This is a genomic window from Psychrobacillus sp. (assembly GCF_032154225.1).
Lineage (GTDB): Bacteria > Bacillota > Bacilli > Bacillales_A > Planococcaceae > Psychrobacillus.
In genome coordinates this window covers 753,657-772,313 of the sequence record NZ_JALDYF010000001.1, presented here as the reverse complement: position 1 = coordinate 772,313, position 18,657 = coordinate 753,657, and the positions used below count along the sequence as shown (strand labels likewise).

Sequence of the window (18,657 nt, the reverse complement as noted above, 5' to 3'; positions counted from 1 at the left end):
CGCGGAAAGCGTCCACCCCTGTAGCGGAAACTACCATTAAGACGCATTATATGTAGAAAACGAACGAAAATATAAAATTGAATAAAATGGATAATCAACAGGCGTGATATTATTTCTATTATAGACCGTTTGCAAAGACATTCAATATGTTAAAATAGTGGGAGAATGGTTAGAAAGGAAAGATTGATTTTGCCTATTACATTTACAGTACATAGCGGTGTGCAATTAGAAAATGACATCCGATTTACTTTAGAAGAAAAACCAATGAATGAAAATATAACTGCAGGAGGCCGAATGATTACGGATTCAGATTCCCTTGCATTTGTTTATTTATTAGAAGATGAATCAGGTTATCATTATGTGAAATTTGGACAAGATGTTTGGCCAATGCTTGTAAATTCACTTCAGCTTTCAGAAGACCCGAAATTACAATTTGGTGAAACGGAGTTCATTTTAGATAAATTTAAAGAAGAATTAGAAATGCTTATATTCAATATTGAAGGAAATGATAATTACGGTGCAGATTTTTCCAAAGCAGTTGAAAATGCATTTAGGGAAATTTTAACATCAGCGCAATAGTTCAAGTGAAGTGGAGGTCTAGCTTATGGGGCAATGGGAAAGGTTTTTAGAGCCATACAAGCAAGCAGTTTCGGAGCTGAAAATAAAGCTCAAGGGAATGCGTTCTCAATTTGAAATAGAAAATACAAACTCACCGATCGAGTTCGTCACAGGCAGAGTTAAGCCGTTAGCAAGTATTTATGATAAGTCGCTTGAAAAAGGAATCATCTTTGAACCTTCTTCAACACTTGCAAAAGAAATACCTGATATTGCTGGACTAAGAATGATGTGTCAATTTGTAGATGATATTGAAACGGTTGTGGGGATATTACGTGCAAGAAAAGATATTCGAATTGTGGAAGAAAGAGATTATATTTCTCATAAAAAACAAAGTGGATATAGATCGTATCACATGATTATTGAATATCCAGTACAAACTATTCATGGGGAAGTGTTCATACTTGCTGAAATCCAAATTCGGACATTGGCGATGAATTTTTGGGCATCTATTGAGCATTCCTTAAATTATAAATATAAAGGGATTTTTCCGGAAGAAATTAAGAAAAGATTGCAATACGCCGCCGAAGCTGCATTTCGTTTAGATGAAGAAATGTCTTTAATACGTGGAGAAATTCAAGAAGCACAAAAATACTTTAGCGAAAACAAAGAACTATCTACACCTAAAATACATGAAAGTCATAAGGAAGAGAGGTCACGTGAACGATGAAATTTTTCATACAGTCTCGAAATGACGATCTATCTAATGAATTGATGGAAAACGCCAAAATGTATTTAATTGATTTTGGCTTAATATTGGATGAAGTTAATCCTGATATCGTGTTATCGATTGGTGGAGATGGAACACTATTACATGCATTTCATAAGTATAAACATTTAACTGCTTCTGTTGCTTTTGTCGGTATTCACACAGGACATTTAGGCTTCTATGCAGATTGGAAACCATCTGAAATTGAAAAATTAGTTATAAGTATTGCGAAAAAAGAGTTTGAAGTAATTGAATATCCATTGCTGGAAGTGACGATTAACTATCAGCACGGGGAAGATAGTGCAAGCTATCTGGCATTAAATGAATCAACGATTAAGTCACCAGATGTTACATTAGTAATGGATGTGGAACTAAATGGAAGCCATTTTGAACGTTTTAGAGGAGATGGCTTATGTATGTCCACACCATCCGGTAGTACTGCATACAATAAAGCACTTGGTGGGGCAATTGTCCATCCGTCTTTAGAAGCAATGCAATTAGCGGAAATAGCATCGATTAATAATCGTGTGTTCCGAACAGTTGGTTCACCTTTAGTTTTACCAAAGCACCATTCTTGTTTATTGAAACCAGTAAAAGGACCGGATTTTATGGTGACAGTAGATCATTTGCAATTATTGCATAAGGATGTCCATTCTATTTTGTATCGAGTAGCAGATGAAAAGGTGCGTTTTGCTCGATTTAGAGCGTTCCCATTTTGGAAACGTGTGCATGATTCGTTCATTGACAGTGATGTATAAACATGAATAACAATCAAATTAAGTTATCCTTTCCAGTAAAAGAACAAACGATTTTAGTAAGAGATGCCATAAAGCAATTTGGCATTTCGAAAAAAGCATTAACGAGTATTAAATTCGAAGGTGGAAAAATTCTTGTTAATGAGGAAGAAAAAACAGTACGTCATTTGCTCCAATTTGGAGATGTTGTGACAATTATTTTTCCATTAGAGAAGAAAAGTGAAGGATTAATAGCGGAAAAAGGGATGTTCCCGATTTTGTTTGAAGACGATCATTTGCTCATTATTTCAAAGGAAGCAGGTTTGAGTACGATACCTTCTAGAGAGCATCCGAATGGAACAGTTGCTAATTTAATCGCAGGCTATTTAGAGGAGCAAGGGCTGTCAGCGACAGTTCATATTGCCACTCGACTAGATAAGGATACTTCTGGAATTATTTGTATTGCAAAGCATCGCCACGCCCATCATTTATTGAGCGAAATGCAAAAGTCTGGAGAACTTCACCGTACCTATGAAGCAATTGTACACGGTCATGTAGAAGCAAATATGTTTTCGATTAATGCTCCAATTGGGCGAAGAAATGGCAGTATTATTGAACGGTTTGTTTCTGCTGAAGGTAAAGATGCGAGAACTTCCGTTCAAGTAATTCGTCGGTTTTCTATGAATGGTGAAGCGTTAACACATGTGAGGTTGAAGTTGCATACTGGAAGAACGCATCAAATTCGTGTACATATGCAGGCGGTTGGTTATCCGTTAATTGGCGATGATTTATACGAAGGAAGTAGAGTTCTGATAAATAGACAAGCACTTCACGCAAAAGAATTAGAGCTTGAACATCCTTTTACAAAAGAGATGATACATATTATTGCTCCATATCCCGATGATATGAACGATCTGCTATGCGAATAAATCACTGATGATTACCTATGAAGGGTGATCACAGTGTTTTTTTGATAGTTATTTCCCAGGGAATAATACCGCTTTTTATAATCGAGTTGCTTAATCAGTTTAAAGCCCATACAATATAGAATGACAACCGCAGAAAGGAGGGACTAACGTGAAAGAAGAAATGAATCAGCTTCCATTAGACGAAGCATATTTAATCGATTTCCTTAGCAATGATTTTATGGATAAATTCAGAGAAGAATTTATGCAACTTCACCCATATGACCAAGCATTATTTTTTGAAAAGGTGGAGCCAGATATACGAAAGAAGATCTTTCACTACCTCTCTCCTAAAGAAATGGCGGAACTGTTTGAAGCAACTAAATTTGATGATGAGCAATATGAAATGTATTTGCAAGAAATGGATACAATTTATGCCGCAAGTATGCTGTCATTTATGTATGCAGATAATGCCGTCGACGTACTGAATGAGTTAGGAAAAGATCAAGTAGCTAGCTATTTGAATATTATGGACGAAGAATCAGCACAAGAGATCAAAGACTTGTTGCACTATGAAGAATACACAGCTGGTTCAATTATGACGACCGAGTATGTAGCAATTCCAGAAACATCTACATGCCGTTCTGCCATGACTATATTACGCAATGAAGCACCGAATGCAGAAACGATTTATTATTTATTTGTTGTAGATGAATCACATAAGCTAACAGGGGTTATTTCTTTGCGTGATTTAATCATTGCAGAAGAAGATACATTGATAAAAGACATTATGAATGATCGCGTTGTTAGTGTATTAGTAAGTGAAGACCAAGAAGAAGTTGCACGAGCGATTAAAGATTATAATTTCCTAGCGGTACCCGTTGTGGATGATAATCAGCATTTACTAGGAATCGTTACAGTAGATGATATTATCGACGTCTTAGATGAAGAAGCTTCCGATGACTATTCTAAACTTGCCGGTGTTTCTCATATGGATACATTTGATAAAAGCCCTTTCCAGGCAGCTAAGAAAAGATTGCCTTGGCTTATTATTTTGTTGTTTTTAGGTATGCTAACAGCTAATTTGATGAGTCTTTTTACAGAAACATTGGAGCAGGTTGCATTACTTGCAGTGTTTATTCCTTTAATAGCGGGTACAGCTGGGAATAGTGGAACGCAAGCATTAGCCGTTGCGATACGAGGGATTGCAACAGGGGATATTGAAGAGGAAAGTAAAATTAAACTGTTGTTTCGTGAAGCTGGAACTGGCTTAATCACGGGCTTATTATGTGGAGTGATCGTAGTAGGAATTGTGTTCTTTTGGCAGCATGACTTACTTATTGGTTTATTAGTTGGAGCAGCTATTTTTGTTTCTATTTTTGTGGCAACAATTGCTGGCTCGTTTATCCCACTATTAATACATCGTATGAAGATCGATCCTGCTGTTGCGTCTGGACCTTTTATAACGACGATTAATGATGTTATTAGTATTTTAATTTACCTTGGTCTTGCGACGTTGTTTATTTCTTCGTTGTGAGTTAGTACGTTTTCACATTTTGGAACAATTGAGCATAAAGTAAAGGAAAAAGGATGTGCCTATGAGCTATTTAAATGATCCTTTGCTTTTTGTGAAAGCTCCTCCTGTAGCCCATCGACCAGCGGATATACAAGAAGAGAGTACTTCTATTTACGAAAAGCCAAAGAGTATGTCTGAGCAAACAGAGGCAATTTTAGAACAGTTGCATTTTCTCTCGAATCCTTTCCAACGAAAAGTGTATCGCCCATTGGTGTTCCATTTAGAAGATGGCGAGCTGATTCAAGGAGAAGTGAAGAGTGTAGATGATGAGTTTGTTACTTTTGTTGTTGGGTCGGGGGAAGCGATGACTTATCGAATAGATCAAGTCGAAAAAATATTTTGGCGAGGCAATATATTGAAATGAGCTATCCTAATTTGGGATAGCTTTTTTTATTGAAAGTATAAGGATGGGAAGAGGGGATTTCGTTACAAGCGGACGCTTTCGGTGGGGCGGTCGATGAGTCGCCACTTTTCACTGCATCCTTCCGGCTTATGGGAATATATTCATGTTCTTTCTACTTAAACCCTTTCATATAAGAGGAAGGAAAAGAAAAAAGTTCATCAACACTTCTAATTAGAAACAGACCAACAATTTTCGTATAAAGTAAATATGTCATCTACTTCTCCAATTTATAATCAAATATAGAAGTGTCGCTTGTCAAAAACTACAAAGGGCTGCCCAAATTGTATCTTTGGCAGCCTTCAAAGAATATAAAAAGAGACTTGCTTCTCCTATTGCCAAAAGTATTTATCTACTTGGCCCAGAAACTAGCTAGAAACCGCGTCACTAAGATGGTTTACGGTATAAGAAAACTTCCATATAAAAAACCGCTCGGGGGATGCCCGAACGGAGTAGACACTGCAAGGAGGAAACGATCAATCACATACATCTAAAAATACATCTGCCACACATTCAATTGCACAGAAACAATTCAAATCGACAGTAATACAGCTACCAGTTAAAGCAAAATGACGCACTTTACAAAGTTTTCTAAGATCAATTTTTGTACCATCATCATTCAATAGATCTACTTCATGTCTTTCGCGATCAAGTGGTTCTAATACTCGTAAAGTTGCACAGCATCCGTCGAAAATATCTTCTACTCTGAAAAAGACAGAAATACAATCATGATCGCATCTATCTCTATCGCGGAAAAACGCTTTAAACGGTGTACCATCCTCTGTTAGTAGCATGAAAACACGAGTATCTGCTTGAACACGAGCAGGGCTAACTAAACCGCCAAGTGGCTCTAAAAAGCAGTTCGTTGGACATGGCGGACATTCATTGTTTACCGCTTGCTCTTGAATATCTTTAATTGCTCGAACAACATCACAAACGCAGCGTCCTGATCTTTTAACATCAGTTATATCATCCATTCTTCCACACCCCATTAATTTTCACCTCCTCTTTATCTCTTTCTAACTTATGTAACCCCACGATTGTGACTAGGGCAAATATCTCTATTCGTTTTGCATATTTTCAAATGAACAGCTCATACTATTCGAAAAGGAGTATGCATATGAAAAAAAAACTGTATGTACTCGTCATGTTCCTCCTATTAACTGGATGTTCGGACGCATCTAAAGATACCGTATATGATGCAAAGCAAACGAAAGAAGCTCAGGAAGTGGAAAGTGAGTTAGATAATTATTCGGATGTTATGGCGTACACCAGTGTATTAGAAGGAAACGATGTAATTGTTTCGATTGATATACAAAGGTTAAAACGATTCAATAAAGAAAAAATCGAAAACAAGGTGAAGAAGTACTTAGAAGAAAAGTTACCAGGTAAAGAAATAATCGTCACCGCGGATATAAAAATTAAATGGGAACTAGCAAAAATAATTGATCATCAACTGCAAGGGGAAGAATTAAATCAGGCTATTGAAAATATAAAATCTTTATCAAAGGAAGAGACATAATGGACCAAAAACAATTTCAAACTATTGTAGACAAACAGACACCGAAAGCTCCATTATTCATAAATATGTTAAAAGCTTTTTTCGTTGGAGGAATTATTTGCACAATTGGTCAATTTGTTTCTTTTTTTTATATTCGTTTTTTTGATTTTACGGAACGAACTGCTGCCAATCCAACAGTGGCAACGATGGTATTTTTCGCAATGATTTTAACAGGTACAGGATTATATAAAAAGATTTCACAATTTGGAGGAGCTGGATCTGCAGTTCCGGTAACTGGATTCGGTAATGCGGTTATTTCCGCTGCAATAGAGCATAAATCAGAGGGATATGTGCTTGGTATCGGTGGTAATATATTCAAACTTGCTGGATCAGTCATTGTATTTGGCGTACTATCTGCATTTTTTGTAGCACTTATTAAAACGATATTAGTAAAAGTCGGTGTGCTTTCATGGTGAATACAAAAGGGACTATTCAATTTATAGAAAAGCCAAGTATCGCCAGTACAGCTGTTATTGCAGGTCCAATGGAAAAGGATAGTGTTTTTGCTGCATCTTTTGATGAAATACTTCTATTAGAAAATGAAAAAGATGAAACATATGAACAAGCAAATAGGCGTTTTATTGAAAAAGTTTGCGCACTTGCGGTTAAAAAAGGACATGAGCAGATGAATACTATTGACTATCTTATAGGAGGAGATTTAATCAACCAGCTTTCTCCAACGAATTTTGCAGCAAGAGAGCTAGCACTGCCGTTTTTAGGTGTTTTTTCTGCTTGTGCAAGCTCTATGGAAGCAGTTATTGTTGGTAGTCTTTTATTGGAAGCTGGCAATGCAAAATCGGTTTTAGCTGGTGCATCTAGCCACCATCCTACTGTGGAAAGGCAATTTAGATATCCATTAGAGTACGGGGCGCAAAAGCCAAAAACTGCTCAATGGACCGTCACTGCGGCTGGTTTTGCTATGTTACAAAAGCATGCAAAAAATGCACCTATTATTACGCATGCAACGATTGGAAAAGTGGTGGATGGCGGGCAAACGGATCCTTTACATATGGGAGCGGCGATGGCATCTGCGGCTAGGGATACAATTGAAAGGCATTTAGTTAATACAAATAGTAGGATGGCAGATTATGATGTCATTATGACAGGAGATTTAGGAAAAATAGGCTTGTCCATTTTAAAAGAGATGTTTAGCGATACAGATAGCCATGTTATTTTACAAGACGCTGGTGCTCAGTTTTATGGAGAAAATGATTTTTTTAATGCTGGTGCGAGTGGAGCCGGTTGTTCAGCAGCCGTTTTTTTCAGTCATATATATGAGCAACTAAAAAGTGGCGTATTTAAAAGGGTATTACTTGTTGCAACTGGAGCACTTTTATCCCCTTTGACATACCAACAAGGGGAAACGATTCCTTGTATTGCACATGCTATTGAATGTCGAATGGAAAAGAGGGGATAATATGATTTCATCACTCATTACTGCATTTATTGTTGGTGGTCTTATTTGTGTAATTGGCCAAGTGCTAATGGATGCTTTTAAACTTACACCCGCGCATACACTAAGCACATTAGTAGTAAGTGGATCTATTTTAGATGGCTTTGGTTTATATGAGCCGCTAATTGATTTTGCGGGTGCAGGTGCGACGATACCGATCACATCATTCGGTAATTCATTGACACATGGGGCGCTTGCAGAAGCCGAAAAACATGGTTTGATTGGCGTTTTAACGGGAATGTTTGAAGTAACAAGCTCTGGTATTAGCGCTGCTATATTATTTGGCGTCATTGGTGCATTTATTTTTCAAAAACGAAAAACTACATATTAGTTGATTCGCCCTTTTTCCTCGATCACCTTCTGCATACATTAAGTTGAAGAGGAGAGGAGGGGAAAGAATATGAATGACTACTGTTGTGGTGGATACTCTGGATACGGTTATGGCGGTGGAGCAGGATATGGTGGTGGAAGAAAAAGTTCTTCAACTTTCGTATTAATCGTCGTTTTATTTATATTATTAATCATCGTTGGCGCAAGCTTTCTCCCTTAATCTAAAAAAATGATGTGAAATGGGGGGAGAAGTAGAATGCAAAATAACTTTTTTAAAGCAATTGAAAATAAAACAGGTGTAACGATGGATGACTTATTTACGCTTGTAAATACAATTTCCAATGCAGATTTTACAGATGAAAAGCAAGTGCGTAAAATAGTTCGCAAAGTAGGGGTGCTTGCGAAAAAGCCGGTATCAAAGGAATTAGAAGATGAACTAACGTCTTCCATTTTACAAAGTGGAAGTTCGTTAAGTTTATCTGATATTCAAAAAATGATGTAACCCTATAAAGAAACTGAAAAATCAGGCGATATAAAGAATGAAAGGTTAAAGAGCAAGCATAAGGTATAAGAATAAAAAAAGGAGGCGGAGAAAATGGGCTATATTATTCCAGTACAACCAATACAATCGCAAATGTATGCAAACAGAATGCTAATGGATGATTATAATTTTGCTTATATTAGTAATGTTCACGGCATTAAAATGAAATCATTATTTGAAGAAAAACTTGAAGCAAAAGAAAAAGAGTATAAAAAACAAGAAGATAGTGAAGAAGAACAAGTACTTGAGTCAAGAGAATTATCTCATGCTCCGCTTTATAAAAACTTTATTCAGCCAAATCCTGCAAACCTATCTGCTATTATTGCCGAAGTAAGTGGAAAAGGAAATAATATTAATCTGTATATATAGAAACAGGAATCTTTGACTAGGTCAAAGTATCTTAAATCAGCTTTTGAAAATATTTAATTAGAATGCCGGTATTTATATCGGCATTTTTTGTCGTATCAGTTACTAAACATTCTTCTATAAGGGTGTTTGATCATCAAAATTAAAGTGCTTGAACTATTAATCTAATATAGGCGTTTGACCGATACTTTGACATCCTAAGATACATATAAATATTAGGATACTATAAAAAGGAGGGTAAACAATAATGAATAAAAAAATGATACTTTCTCTAGTTGATAAAGTAATTAAAGTGGACAGAGGGGGACCTGAATCCCGTGTAGGTTTACTACTTTCAGCCGCAGATGATCACTTTACGCTGCTTACAGAAGATGATGGAATCGTTTATTATAATACGCAGCATATAAAAAGCTTAACTTATAATACGAAAAACCAGGTTCACCTTAGTGTGGAAATTCCTGAGGGGTTTGTATATTACCAAGCAGAAGACTTCAAGGGGATTTTGGAGAAATTGACACTTCGTTGGGTCAAGATTAACCGTGGTGGGCCAGAGACTTTGGAAGGTGTAATGGACTATGTGGATGACGATTTCATTACAATTGTTTCCAATGAAGAGATTATCAGAATTTCATTGTTCCATATACGAAATATTAGTTACGGAGTGCATGTTGAAAAGGCAAAAAAAGATGACAAAAAGAAGCCTGATCATAAAGGAAACAAAGACGATAAAGGAAGCAAAGACGACAAAGGAAGTAAAGACGACAAAGGAAGTAAAGAAGACAAAGGAAGCAAAGACGACAAAGGAAACAAAGATGACAAAGGAAACAAAGAGGATAAAGGAAATAAAGACATGGATAAGGATCGTGAGAAGAGAGAAGAGCCTCATAAACACGAAAACTCAGAAAAAGAAAGTGAATAACTAAAAGAGGTTTTCGTCGCTACTGTTTGTATGTCAGAAGCGACGAATATTCTATGAAGGAGGCGCTCCAAAATTGAAAGAGCAAACCTTTGAACAAGTATTATGCGCCATGAAAAACACGGAAATTGGTTTGTTTCTAAAGAACAATCAATTTATAAAAGGTATTTTAGTAGATGTTAAACAAGATCATCTTGTCGTTGAAGTAGCTCAAAAAGTATATTACCTCCCACTACAACAAATTCACGCTCTTTCTAAAAATGCGAAAGATTTTCTAATATCTCCTAGAATTATTCCCCACCTCAACAAAAATCACTTAACTGATCTATTGAAAGCTATGAAATATAACTGGGTATCGATTAATAGCTTAAGTAATCAAGAAGTTTTTGGTGTATTAAGCAGCATATTGGAGGATCATATTATCTTAATCAATAATATGGAGTTACTCTATGTTCCAAAATCATATATATCAAGTATTTATAGCATTTTGCCTAAAGAACAAATCATCTTAATTAATGAGAAACAACCCACTGATGAATATCTCGAAGCGCATCTAACAAATGAAAGTGTTGGCAGTGAGGAACACTTTACCCTAGAAGAATCTTCAAGTATTAAAAGGGATAATAGAATACTACTAACTGAATGGATTCCTACGAATAATGACGATTATGTAGAAACCATTCCCGAAAAAGTCTCCTTTTTTCATCAAAATGATGCAAAAAAACAGACGGAATCCTTATTGGAAGAAGACATGCAAGAACCTCACCAAGGGGAACAAGCAATTTTTCTTCATTTAGAGTCGTTAAGCAATAATGAATTTGATATAAGTATTGAGCTTCCTATTACAGATAAACAGACAGAAGAAGAACTAGAAGTTGAAGAAGAAGCAAACTTATTCCAATTGAACAGCAATGACATTCTAGAAAATCACGAGGAAATTTTGGAGCCTAATAAAAATAGTATTACTAGTCATCCCACAAGTGACAAAGAAAAAAGAATCCTTCTTACTGCGTGGAGTCCAATGAATCATGATCCATCTGCACTTCCCAATTTGAAAAAAACTTCTGAGAAAAGTAAACTTATTGTTCATGATGAGAGTTCCATACAGATGGAACCTATTGCAGAATTTAATATATCATTCATTCAAGAGAAATACTTTAGTGAATTAAAAAACAATAAACTAATAGAGTGTTCGGGTGATACGCCGCTGCCTGATGAAACTAATGTGTGCCAAGAGTTGGAGAAACGAAAGAACCCAAAAGAAGAAAAAGCAATGCTTGTAAAGCAGTACTATGCCTTAATGAAGCATGCAGAAGAAAACTTAATTAAATTGGAACATCGATTTAATTCCATTATTCAACCGACTTATGCTAATAAAACAAAGACGGGAACAGCAAGTTATGGGAATATAGTTCAAAGTCTTGAATCTGAAGCAACAAACTCCTTTCATCTGCCAAAAAGTATAAAAGAAGAAATAGTTAGATTAGAGAAACAGTATCTTTCATTAATGAGGCATGCAGCAAAGATGTATCGTCAATTGAGAGATTATTAAATAGAGTAATTTAAGAGTGATAGTAGCGGAAAATAAGACTGTTTATTTTTTGTTGAGAGCTTAACATAATAGAAAAAGTCGAAATATTACATGCTTACTATCTATCGACAACACTAAAAATTTTTTTGGAAGGAGATGCAGACTTGAATAAAATTATTCAAAGTCTAATCAAGGAAGTCGTTCAAATAGAAATTTCGGGGAAGAAACTAGTTAATGGCACTTTAGTTGATTTGGGTAGCGATATGATAGTGCTTTTTAATGGTACAGATTTTGTGTACATCCCTTTAAATCATATTCAAAGTTTTGTTGTTGATCGTAATAATGAAAATGATATACAGGACCCATCAGAGTTTTCCCTCATCATTGCGGACGAAAACAAAGATGATTTATCTTTTAAAGAAGTTCTTACGCAAGCAACAGGGAAAAATGTTGAAATTTATGTAACAGATGGTCAGCTACTTCATGGTCATATTACGTGTATTATGAATGATTATATTGTATTCTTTTCACCTATTTATAAAACGATGTATATTTCTATGAAACATTTGAAATGGCTGATTCCTTATCCCCAAAATGAATGTCTCTACGACATGAATGTCCCAAATGTCCCAGTACAGTCGAATAATCATTCGTTAGCAATAAGTTTTGAAGAACAAGTTCAAAAATATAAAAATACACTTGTCGTGCTAAATATAGGTGGAAATAAAAGTTATATTGGAAAAATAAAAAATATCGAAAAACAAGTCGTAGAAATTCAAAGGGCAAGATCAGCTCCCTTTTACCTAAATTTAGATCATATTAAAACACTCCATCAGGTATAAATCAAGTAGTCACTTTCATTTAAATATTTTACTTATATGATATTCAATACAATATACCCGAAAAAGTAGAGGCATGGAATATTCCATGCCTCTACTTTTTCGGGGTGTTTTCTATTAAAAGATAGAATTCTAACATATCGAAAAATATATATTTTATATTCATGGACATACACCTCTTTTCTTATAAAGCAGAGCGAATATACATACTAGGAAACGGTCAAAAAAATTAATTTTATAGAAAAGAAGGGAAATGTATATGTATGAGTTTTCAGATTGGAATCGCCAGTTTGGTATTCCTTACGACTATGTTAATCATATTTTGGAGACCTAGGGGAATGAATGAAGCGTGGCCTGCATCAATAGGTGCGGTGATTATTTTACTAGCAGGGATTGTATCCCAAGAAGATATTTTGGACATCATTAGTAAAATTGGTGGAGCATCTATAACAATTATGGCAACGATTGTTATGGCTGTAATATTAGAGAGTTTCGGATTTTTCAATTGGGCAGCTGCAAGGTTAGCCAATTTAGCAAAAGGTTCTGGCCACCGTTTATATTGGTATATCCAGTTGTTATGTTTTTCGATGACGTTACTATTTAATAACGATGGAAGTATCTTAATAACAACACCAATATTAATTTTACTACTTAAGAATCTAAGACTAAAACCCAGTCAACAAATTCCATATTTATTGAGTGGAGCACTAATTGCAACTGCTTCTAGTGCACCGATTGGTGTAAGTAATATCGTTAATCTAATCGCATTAAATATCGTTCATATGTCTCTTTGGATGCACACAGCAATGATGTTTGTCCCCGCTACATTAGGCTTGTTATCCATGTCATACTTGATGTATATCGTAGTAAGGAAAAAACTACCGAAAACATTACCAAATTCCGCAATAGATATTGAGGAGGCTTTTTTCACAAAAACTTTTCATCCACTAAAAATGAAAATCTCAGTAGAGTCAAAACAAAAACGTACTAAGTTTATGTTAAAAATACTGTTGTTTGTCTTTGTTATGCGTTGTCTACTTTTCGTTGCATCCTACATTAATGTACCAATCGAATTTGTAGCAGTTCTTGGATCCGTAGTTCTGCTAGTGTGGAGATGGTATCATTTACGAACAAATCCAGTAGACATTTTAAAGAAAACACCATGGCATATTCTTATTTTTGCTTTCTCCATGTACGTAATTATATATGGTTTAAATAACGTAGGGCTTACAGGATTATTGGTACAGTGGTTTGAGCCGATAGTAAATCAAGGGCTATTCCAAGCAAGCTTTATAATGGGAGGATTAGTATCAGTGCTTTCAAACCTTTTTAATAATCATCCAGCTTTAATGATTGGTACTATTACATTAACTGAAATGGGGTTAGATCCAATCACATTGAAGACTATCTATCTTGCAAACATTATTGGTAGTGATATGGGGTCATTGCTGTTACCTATAGGTACACTTGCTTCTCTCATTTGGATGCATATATTAAGAAAAAATAAGATAAAAGTTACTTGGAAAGATTATTTAAGCGTAACGGTGATTGTCATACCTATAACGACAATTATAACTTTAACTTTATTATATTTTTGGATACAAATAGTTTTTGCACATTAAAATGAGTTTATGATTACTGTTAAAGCACTACATGAAGACAAAGATACCTACAAATAAAATGTTATCTATCTTACATGAAGGGATGAAGGGCATAACGAATTTTGATTTCAATGGGCTTCCAAGTCTATCGCTTAACATTAACTTTAACTATATAGAATTAACCATTTCGTTTCATATGAAGTTTTAGTTTAGCGGGAAAATCGTAATTAAAAATATTTTCTGCTAAACTATTTTATATATAAACTAATACTAATCAGTTTTGGAAATTCGAGCTTGTGCTCAATAAGGATATCACTATCTCCTCATGATCTATTTTATTTGTACATAAGAAAAGAGGATGATTTTCAAAATCATCCTCTTTTACTATTTATATTTCTTTTAATTCGATGTTTTTCTCCATTGCACGATGCGGAATACCGGCATCTAAAAATTCAGGAGACGTAATCGTATAATTTCTTTTTTCGTAAAATGCTAAAGCATGGCTCTGTGCATGGAGTTTTAACTTATGGAAGCCTTTTGACGCAGCATAATCTTCCATGCATTGCATCATTAAGTTACCATGACTTTTACCTCGGTAACTCGGTAAAATACATACACGCTCTACTTTTCCTATATGGTCGTCAATTTCACGGATTCTTCCTGCACCAAATGGCGTTTCCCCATCATATGCTATAAAGTGAACCGCGCCTTGATCATACTCGTCTAGTTCAAGATGAAGTGGTACATCTTGTTCCTCCACAAATACTATTCTTCGGATGCTGATCGCATCTTGATATTCTTTTTCAGATTCAACAATTTTAGCAAAAACCAATTATTATACATCCCCTGACAATCTAAATGTTTCATATACTGTCCAAGAACCGTCATCTAATTGATATAGCAAATGAAGTCGATCGATTTCTTCTTCGAATTCGGCACCAATCATTTTTAACTGAGGATAAATATCATCATGCTCACTAGATTTAAGTTTTTGCGCAATTGTAATATGAGGTACAAATGCATAATTTTCTTCGTCGTTATATTCAATTGTATGCAAAGCTTCGCGTAAGGCAGTAATTTCATCTGTATGATCTACATTAAAATAAATCGCATTTGTTACTGGTGCAAAAGAACTTACTTTAGTAGTTTTTAGTGTAAATGGTTTATGTTTACCGGTAATACTAGCTACTTTGTCGGCAATTATTTTAATTTCATTTTCATCTGCTTCAAATACACCTTTAATAGTCATATGTGGTGTTATAAGAGCGTAATGAGGATCATAACGCTTTCTGTAAGAATTTGCAAAATCTTGCACCTTTTTTGAAGGGAAAGCTACAATACCATATTTCATTTTTCATTACCTCCTCAAATTTGTCAAACTAGTCACATATTCATTATAACAAAATTATCTACAAGCTGAAATTTTTTTGTAGGGATCTTTTCATATCTGGCTGCCAAAGCTTCCAAGTATGGTCTCCATCTAATTCGCCATAGAATGTTGAAAATCCTTTTTTTATTAATAAATTATGCATTTCCCTATTAGGAGTAAGGAAATCAAGTAATCCATCTCCCGTTTTCACGGCAGTTTCACCTTTTCCGATAACATGGTAAAGAGAGAAAGCATGGATTTCTTTATGGTTTTCTATTTTAGACAAAACATGCTCATTTACAAGTGGCGAGTGTAAAATAACTTTTCCAAATGTGTTCGGATATTGCAGTGCAGCAAGTAACGACACTGTTGCGGCAAGAGAATCGCCGATTAATGCACGTCCCATGCCTATTTGATATGTTGGATAATTGGTATCCAAATAAGGAACTAATTCCTGAGCAAGAAAACGAATATAGGCTTCATGTTTAGAGCCTTCAGGATGATATTTTTCTCTGCGATCTTTTACATTTTTGTATGGTACACCTACAATAATAAGGTTTTCTATTTCTTTTTGGTCGTATAATTCATCCGCAACGCGAGAAATTCTCCCAAGTTGAAAATAGTCTTTTCCGTCGGATGCGATCAGAATGGAATATTTGTATAATGGCGAATAATTTGGTGGTAAATAAATGAGCAATTGCATTTCTTCTTGAAGTGCATTGCTAAATAGTGTTAAATCTTGTACGACACCCCGGTTCATCGTTGTTCCTCCTTTTTAGCAGTCATGTTGTACTGAAATTGTAACATATACATGAACAGAGGTATAATAAACATTATTACGTTAGAAAAAGGGGATAATTACAGTGGATAAACAGACATCGAGAGTTCATTCAAGAACGGTTGAAAATGCTGCGAATGAAGCTTTAAGAAGACGCGGCGTAACAATAGAGGAAGTAGCGAAAATCGTATATGAAATGCAAATTCCATATAATAAAGGACTTACGATTGAACATTGTATGGAGTCGGTTAAAAGTGTTTTGAAAAAAAGAGAAATGCAACATGCCATTTTAGTTGGTATTGAGTTAGATGAGTTAGCAGAGAAGAAAATGTTATCGCAGCCTCTTCAGCAAATTGTGGAATCAGATGAGGGGTTATTTGGTGTAGATGAAACGATTGCACTTGGGTCGGTATATACGTATGGAAGTATTGCTGTTACGACTTTTGGACATTTGGATAAAAATAAAATGGGGCTTATTTCGAAGCTTGATACAAAAGAGGGTAGTGTGCATACTTTTCTAGATGATTTAGTAGCTAGTATTGCGGCAAGTGCTGCTTCTCGGTTAGCGCATCGCACAAGAGATTTGGAAGAAGCGAATGAAACATTTGATGATATTCCTCCAGAAGAAACGGCACCAGAGTCAAAAATTAAAGGCGTTCGTACTTGAGCTAAATAAATTTTAAAATGCCGAAACGCTGAATTCACAGTGTTTCGGCATTCTTTGTGCTGGCGGGGGTGGAATCGGTCGATCTTTGGGAACAATCGATCAATCTCCTTTAAAAACACTAAGCACCAGCTTTTTTGAAGCCAGCTTCTAAAGCTTCTTGTTCTGTACAAAACCACTGCTCTGGATTCGTGTTGTCGTAATCTTTTCCACCAGGCATATGATAAATTTTATTTCCCTTTTGGTTGATATTTCCTTTAATCGCGCATTTTTTATCAACATCATCATTCGTTTTATTCGAAATAATTGTCGATGCATCAAATCCACGTGATGTTACGTAATCTTCTGTTTCCCACACGCCTATTTTTGCAACTTTCGCCACTTCAGATGCAGCTTCGAAATTATCTAAATATCTCGTATTTGGAGGGAAAACATACGCTACGCGAGCAAGTCCTTCCGCAAGAAGTGTTTCTTGTACGCTAACTCCATCTACATAAATATACGCAAGCATCCGTCCATAATCATCGACTCTATTGCCGACATCGAATTCAATCGTCAAATCTCCGCTATTTAGCAGTTCTTTGTTTCGTACTTTTGCATCGTCCCCAAAAGGTTGTTTGCCAAGCGTTTTATGATTCGTTTCGGGGGTATCAATAAGCAGGTATCGTACTTTTTCAATATTTCCATTATACTTGATTTTAATTGTATCTCCGTCAGTTATTTCTACAAGCTCTACTGGAATTTGATCGGTTGTTCCAGTTGTTTGTGTAACTCCGTTTGCTGGTATTTCTTCACAGCCAATTAGCAGGAAGGCAAGGAGTAAAATAAGCCATTTTTTCATTTTCATCACCAAACATAGTTTAACATATAGTTGAAAGGGGTAATAATCTTGACACAGTTTATAAAATTACCGTTTAAATATCAGTACGAAGAGATGATGACAAGATTAGCATTAGATCCACTTAATGCTGTAGATTTGGAAAATAAAACAGTAAAAATTCCGCTAGAAACTTCGATTATTACGCTCAAAAGTACAGGAACATTCGAAGAGCCAGCATTTACTCTTACAGGAGTGGAATCGGATGAGCAGCTCCAAAAAATGATGTCTATTTTTCATTTTAATCGCAGCTTAGAGCCAATTTCTGCCCATTTTGCGGAAACTAATTTAAAGGGGTTATTTACAAAGTTTGACGGGACGCCAATTGTTACAGACTTTTCTTTATACGCAAATATCATGAAAAGCATCATTCATCAGCAGCTTAATCTTTCATTTGCAAGAACGCTTACTACTAGATTTGTCCAAACATTTGGTAGACAAGTAGAGGGAGTATGGGTATATCCAAAGCCTGAAGATATTGCTAGGCTAGATGTGGATACGCTTAGAAATATGCAATTTAGTTCGAGAAAAGCGGAATATATTATTGGCGTTTCAACTGCGATTGCAGAAGGCGAATTACATTTAGAAAGGCTATCTACAGAAACGGATGAAACAATCATTAAACGATTAACAAAATATCGAGGGATTGGCCCGTGGACTGCTGAAAGCTTTTTACTATTTGGGCTTGGTAGAGAAAATTTATTTCCAGTTGCGGACGTTGGTCTTCAAAATTCATTGAAGAAAGTTTGGCAAATGGAAAATAAACCTTCAAAAGAAGAAATTTCCGCTCATTTTGATGAGTGGTCACCTTATTTAAGTTATGCTGCTTTATATTTATGGAGAAATATTGAATAATGCAAAATCAGCTTTTCCTTTGTATGTAAGGGAAAGC

General features: G+C 35.4%; 24 protein-coding genes. 19 read left to right on the top strand and 5 right to left on the bottom strand.

Annotated features, from left to right (window positions below):
* Positions 1-189: 189 nt before the first annotated feature.
* The 6 genes from RUH95_RS03895 to RUH95_RS03870 all read left to right on the top strand — a co-directional run bounded on the left by RUH95_RS03895 (position 190) and on the right by RUH95_RS03870 (position 4,903).
* Complete coding sequence (locus tag RUH95_RS03895) at positions 190-579, top strand: UPF0738 family protein (protein ID WP_313891500.1); 390 nt, start codon at positions 190-192, stop codon at positions 577-579.
* 25 nt (positions 580-604) lie between these two features.
* Entirely contained in the window at positions 605-1,285 is a 681-nt protein-coding gene (yjbM, locus tag RUH95_RS03890) for a GTP diphosphokinase (RefSeq protein WP_313891499.1), read from the top strand.
* Entirely contained in the window at positions 1,282-2,082 is an 801-nt protein-coding gene (locus RUH95_RS03885; protein ID WP_313891498.1) for an NAD kinase, read from the top strand. Before yjbM ends, RUH95_RS03885 begins: the two co-directional genes overlap by 4 nt.
* Before the next feature lie 2 nt (positions 2,083-2,084).
* A complete protein-coding gene (locus RUH95_RS03880; protein ID WP_313891497.1) occupies positions 2,085-2,987 on the top strand; it encodes an RluA family pseudouridine synthase in 903 nt (300 codons plus the stop codon).
* 160 nt (positions 2,988-3,147) lie between these two features.
* Entirely contained in the window at positions 3,148-4,500 is a 1,353-nt protein-coding gene (mgtE, locus tag RUH95_RS03875) for a magnesium transporter (RefSeq protein WP_313891524.1), read from the top strand.
* A 61-nt stretch (positions 4,501-4,561) separates the two neighbouring features.
* The gene (locus RUH95_RS03870) at positions 4,562-4,903 is read left to right on the top strand and encodes a hypothetical protein (RefSeq protein WP_313891496.1); all 342 of its coding nucleotides are present in this window, start codon (positions 4,562-4,564) and stop codon (positions 4,901-4,903) included.
* A 512-nt stretch (positions 4,904-5,415) separates the two neighbouring features.
* On the opposite strand, the gene RUH95_RS03865 is transcribed toward RUH95_RS03870, so the two are convergent.
* Positions 5,416-5,931 carry a CotY/CotZ family spore coat protein gene (locus RUH95_RS03865; protein WP_313891495.1) on the bottom strand — a complete coding sequence of 172 codons (516 nt, stop codon included), beginning with the start codon at positions 5,929-5,931 and terminating at the stop codon, positions 5,416-5,418.
* A 128-nt stretch (positions 5,932-6,059) separates the two neighbouring features.
* Between RUH95_RS03865 and RUH95_RS03860 the strand changes: the two genes are divergently transcribed.
* From RUH95_RS03860 to RUH95_RS03810, 11 genes are all read left to right on the top strand, one after another.
* Positions 6,060-6,461: a YhcN/YlaJ family sporulation lipoprotein gene (locus tag RUH95_RS03860; protein WP_313891494.1), complete on the top strand. Its 402-nt coding sequence runs from the start codon at positions 6,060-6,062 to the stop codon at positions 6,459-6,461.
* Complete coding sequence (spoVAC, locus tag RUH95_RS03855; RefSeq protein WP_313891493.1) at positions 6,461-6,916, top strand: stage V sporulation protein AC; 456 nt, start codon at positions 6,461-6,463, stop codon at positions 6,914-6,916. Before RUH95_RS03860 ends, spoVAC begins: the two co-directional genes overlap by 1 nt.
* On the top strand, positions 6,910-7,917 hold the full coding sequence (locus tag RUH95_RS03850) for a stage V sporulation protein AD (protein WP_313891492.1): 1,008 nt from the start codon (positions 6,910-6,912) through the stop codon (positions 7,915-7,917). The genes spoVAC and RUH95_RS03850 overlap by 7 nt, the downstream gene beginning before the upstream one ends.
* 1 nt (position 7,918) lies before the next feature.
* Positions 7,919-8,284, top strand: coding sequence for a stage V sporulation protein AE (spoVAE, locus tag RUH95_RS03845; RefSeq protein WP_313891491.1), 366 nt, complete (start codon positions 7,919-7,921; stop codon positions 8,282-8,284).
* A 69-nt stretch (positions 8,285-8,353) separates the two neighbouring features.
* The gene (gene yjcZ, locus RUH95_RS03840) at positions 8,354-8,503 is read left to right on the top strand and encodes a sporulation protein YjcZ (protein WP_313891490.1); all 150 of its coding nucleotides are present in this window, start codon (positions 8,354-8,356) and stop codon (positions 8,501-8,503) included.
* A 36-nt stretch (positions 8,504-8,539) separates the two neighbouring features.
* Complete coding sequence (locus tag RUH95_RS03835; protein ID WP_313891489.1) at positions 8,540-8,785, top strand: stage VI sporulation protein F; 246 nt, start codon at positions 8,540-8,542, stop codon at positions 8,783-8,785.
* 93 nt (positions 8,786-8,878) lie between these two features.
* On the top strand, positions 8,879-9,193 hold the full coding sequence (locus RUH95_RS03830; protein WP_313891488.1) for a hypothetical protein: 315 nt from the start codon (positions 8,879-8,881) through the stop codon (positions 9,191-9,193).
* Between the two features lie 244 nt (positions 9,194-9,437).
* A complete protein-coding gene (locus tag RUH95_RS03825; protein ID WP_313891487.1) occupies positions 9,438-10,109 on the top strand; it encodes a hypothetical protein in 672 nt (223 codons plus the stop codon).
* A gap of 73 nt (positions 10,110-10,182) precedes the next feature.
* The gene (locus RUH95_RS03820) at positions 10,183-11,658 is read left to right on the top strand and encodes a DUF2642 domain-containing protein (protein WP_313891486.1); all 1,476 of its coding nucleotides are present in this window, start codon (positions 10,183-10,185) and stop codon (positions 11,656-11,658) included.
* A 143-nt stretch (positions 11,659-11,801) separates the two neighbouring features.
* Positions 11,802-12,479 carry a DUF2642 domain-containing protein gene (locus tag RUH95_RS03815; RefSeq protein ID WP_313891485.1) on the top strand — a complete coding sequence of 226 codons (678 nt, stop codon included), beginning with the start codon at positions 11,802-11,804 and terminating at the stop codon, positions 12,477-12,479.
* Positions 12,480-12,739: 260 nt separating this feature from the next.
* The gene (locus tag RUH95_RS03810; protein WP_313891484.1) at positions 12,740-14,098 is read left to right on the top strand and encodes an arsenic transporter; all 1,359 of its coding nucleotides are present in this window, start codon (positions 12,740-12,742) and stop codon (positions 14,096-14,098) included.
* Between the two features lie 367 nt (positions 14,099-14,465).
* Here RUH95_RS03810 and RUH95_RS03805 read toward each other — a convergent pair whose 3' ends face one another.
* The 3 genes from RUH95_RS03805 to RUH95_RS03795 are packed head-to-tail and all read right to left on the bottom strand — an operon-like array spanning position 14,466 to position 16,206.
* Positions 14,466-14,909 carry a GNAT family N-acetyltransferase gene (locus tag RUH95_RS03805; protein ID WP_313891483.1) on the bottom strand — a complete coding sequence of 148 codons (444 nt, stop codon included), beginning with the start codon at positions 14,907-14,909 and terminating at the stop codon, positions 14,466-14,468.
* Between the two features lie 3 nt (positions 14,910-14,912).
* On the bottom strand, positions 14,913-15,428 hold the full coding sequence (locus RUH95_RS03800) for a YjcG family protein (RefSeq protein ID WP_313891482.1): 516 nt from the start codon (positions 15,426-15,428) through the stop codon (positions 14,913-14,915).
* Between the two features lie 58 nt (positions 15,429-15,486).
* Entirely contained in the window at positions 15,487-16,206 is a 720-nt protein-coding gene (locus tag RUH95_RS03795; RefSeq protein WP_313891481.1) for an alpha/beta hydrolase, read from the bottom strand.
* Positions 16,207-16,309: 103 nt separating this feature from the next.
* Here RUH95_RS03795 and RUH95_RS03790 point away from each other — a divergent pair, with 103 nt between their 5' ends.
* Positions 16,310-16,891 (top strand): phosphatidylglycerophosphatase A family protein, encoded by a 582-nt coding sequence (locus RUH95_RS03790; protein WP_313891480.1) that lies wholly within the window; start codon positions 16,310-16,312, stop codon positions 16,889-16,891.
* Between the two features lie 118 nt (positions 16,892-17,009).
* Here RUH95_RS03790 and RUH95_RS03785 read toward each other — a convergent pair whose 3' ends face one another.
* Positions 17,010-17,729, bottom strand: a complete 720-nt coding sequence (locus RUH95_RS03785; RefSeq protein ID WP_313891479.1) for a thermonuclease family protein — start codon at positions 17,727-17,729, stop codon at positions 17,010-17,012.
* Between the two features lie 45 nt (positions 17,730-17,774).
* On the opposite strand from RUH95_RS03785, the gene RUH95_RS03780 reads away from it, so the two are divergent.
* Positions 17,775-18,620, top strand: coding sequence for a DNA-3-methyladenine glycosylase family protein (locus RUH95_RS03780; RefSeq protein ID WP_397469477.1), 846 nt, complete (start codon positions 17,775-17,777; stop codon positions 18,618-18,620).
* Positions 18,621-18,657: the final 37 nt, after the last annotated feature.

Excerpts from the sequence above, each read along its gene's own strand:
- RUH95_RS03795 (WP_313891481.1), bottom strand. The coding sequence starts at position 16,206 with ATGAACCGGGGTGTCGTACAAGATTTAACACTATTTAGCAATGCACTT.
- yjbM (WP_313891499.1), top strand. The coding sequence starts at position 605 with ATGGGGCAATGGGAAAGGTTTTTAGAGCCATACAAGCAAGCAGTTTCG.
- spoVAE (WP_313891491.1), top strand. The coding sequence starts at position 7,919 with ATGATTTCATCACTCATTACTGCATTTATTGTTGGTGGTCTTATTTGT.
- RUH95_RS03870 (WP_313891496.1), top strand. The coding sequence starts at position 4,562 with ATGAGCTATTTAAATGATCCTTTGCTTTTTGTGAAAGCTCCTCCTGTA.
- RUH95_RS03825 (WP_313891487.1), top strand. The coding sequence starts at position 9,438 with ATGAATAAAAAAATGATACTTTCTCTAGTTGATAAAGTAATTAAAGTG.
- RUH95_RS03885 (WP_313891498.1), top strand. The coding sequence starts at position 1,282 with ATGAAATTTTTCATACAGTCTCGAAATGACGATCTATCTAATGAATTG.
- RUH95_RS03865 (WP_313891495.1), bottom strand. The coding sequence starts at position 5,931 with ATGGGGTGTGGAAGAATGGATGATATAACTGATGTTAAAAGATCAGGA.
- RUH95_RS03850 (WP_313891492.1), top strand. The coding sequence starts at position 6,910 with ATGGTGAATACAAAAGGGACTATTCAATTTATAGAAAAGCCAAGTATC.
- RUH95_RS03860 (WP_313891494.1), top strand. The coding sequence starts at position 6,060 with ATGAAAAAAAAACTGTATGTACTCGTCATGTTCCTCCTATTAACTGGA.
- RUH95_RS03835 (WP_313891489.1), top strand. The coding sequence starts at position 8,540 with ATGCAAAATAACTTTTTTAAAGCAATTGAAAATAAAACAGGTGTAACG.
- mgtE (WP_313891524.1), top strand. The coding sequence starts at position 3,148 with ATGAATCAGCTTCCATTAGACGAAGCATATTTAATCGATTTCCTTAGC.
- RUH95_RS03810 (WP_313891484.1), top strand. The coding sequence starts at position 12,740 with ATGAGTTTTCAGATTGGAATCGCCAGTTTGGTATTCCTTACGACTATG.
- RUH95_RS03800 (WP_313891482.1), bottom strand. The coding sequence starts at position 15,428 with ATGAAATATGGTATTGTAGCTTTCCCTTCAAAAAAGGTGCAAGATTTT.
- spoVAC (WP_313891493.1), top strand. The coding sequence starts at position 6,461 with ATGGACCAAAAACAATTTCAAACTATTGTAGACAAACAGACACCGAAA.
- RUH95_RS03785 (WP_313891479.1), bottom strand. The coding sequence starts at position 17,729 with ATGAAAAAATGGCTTATTTTACTCCTTGCCTTCCTGCTAATTGGCTGT.
- yjcZ (WP_313891490.1), top strand. The coding sequence starts at position 8,354 with ATGAATGACTACTGTTGTGGTGGATACTCTGGATACGGTTATGGCGGT.
- RUH95_RS03880 (WP_313891497.1), top strand. The coding sequence starts at position 2,085 with ATGAATAACAATCAAATTAAGTTATCCTTTCCAGTAAAAGAACAAACG.
- RUH95_RS03830 (WP_313891488.1), top strand. The coding sequence starts at position 8,879 with ATGGGCTATATTATTCCAGTACAACCAATACAATCGCAAATGTATGCA.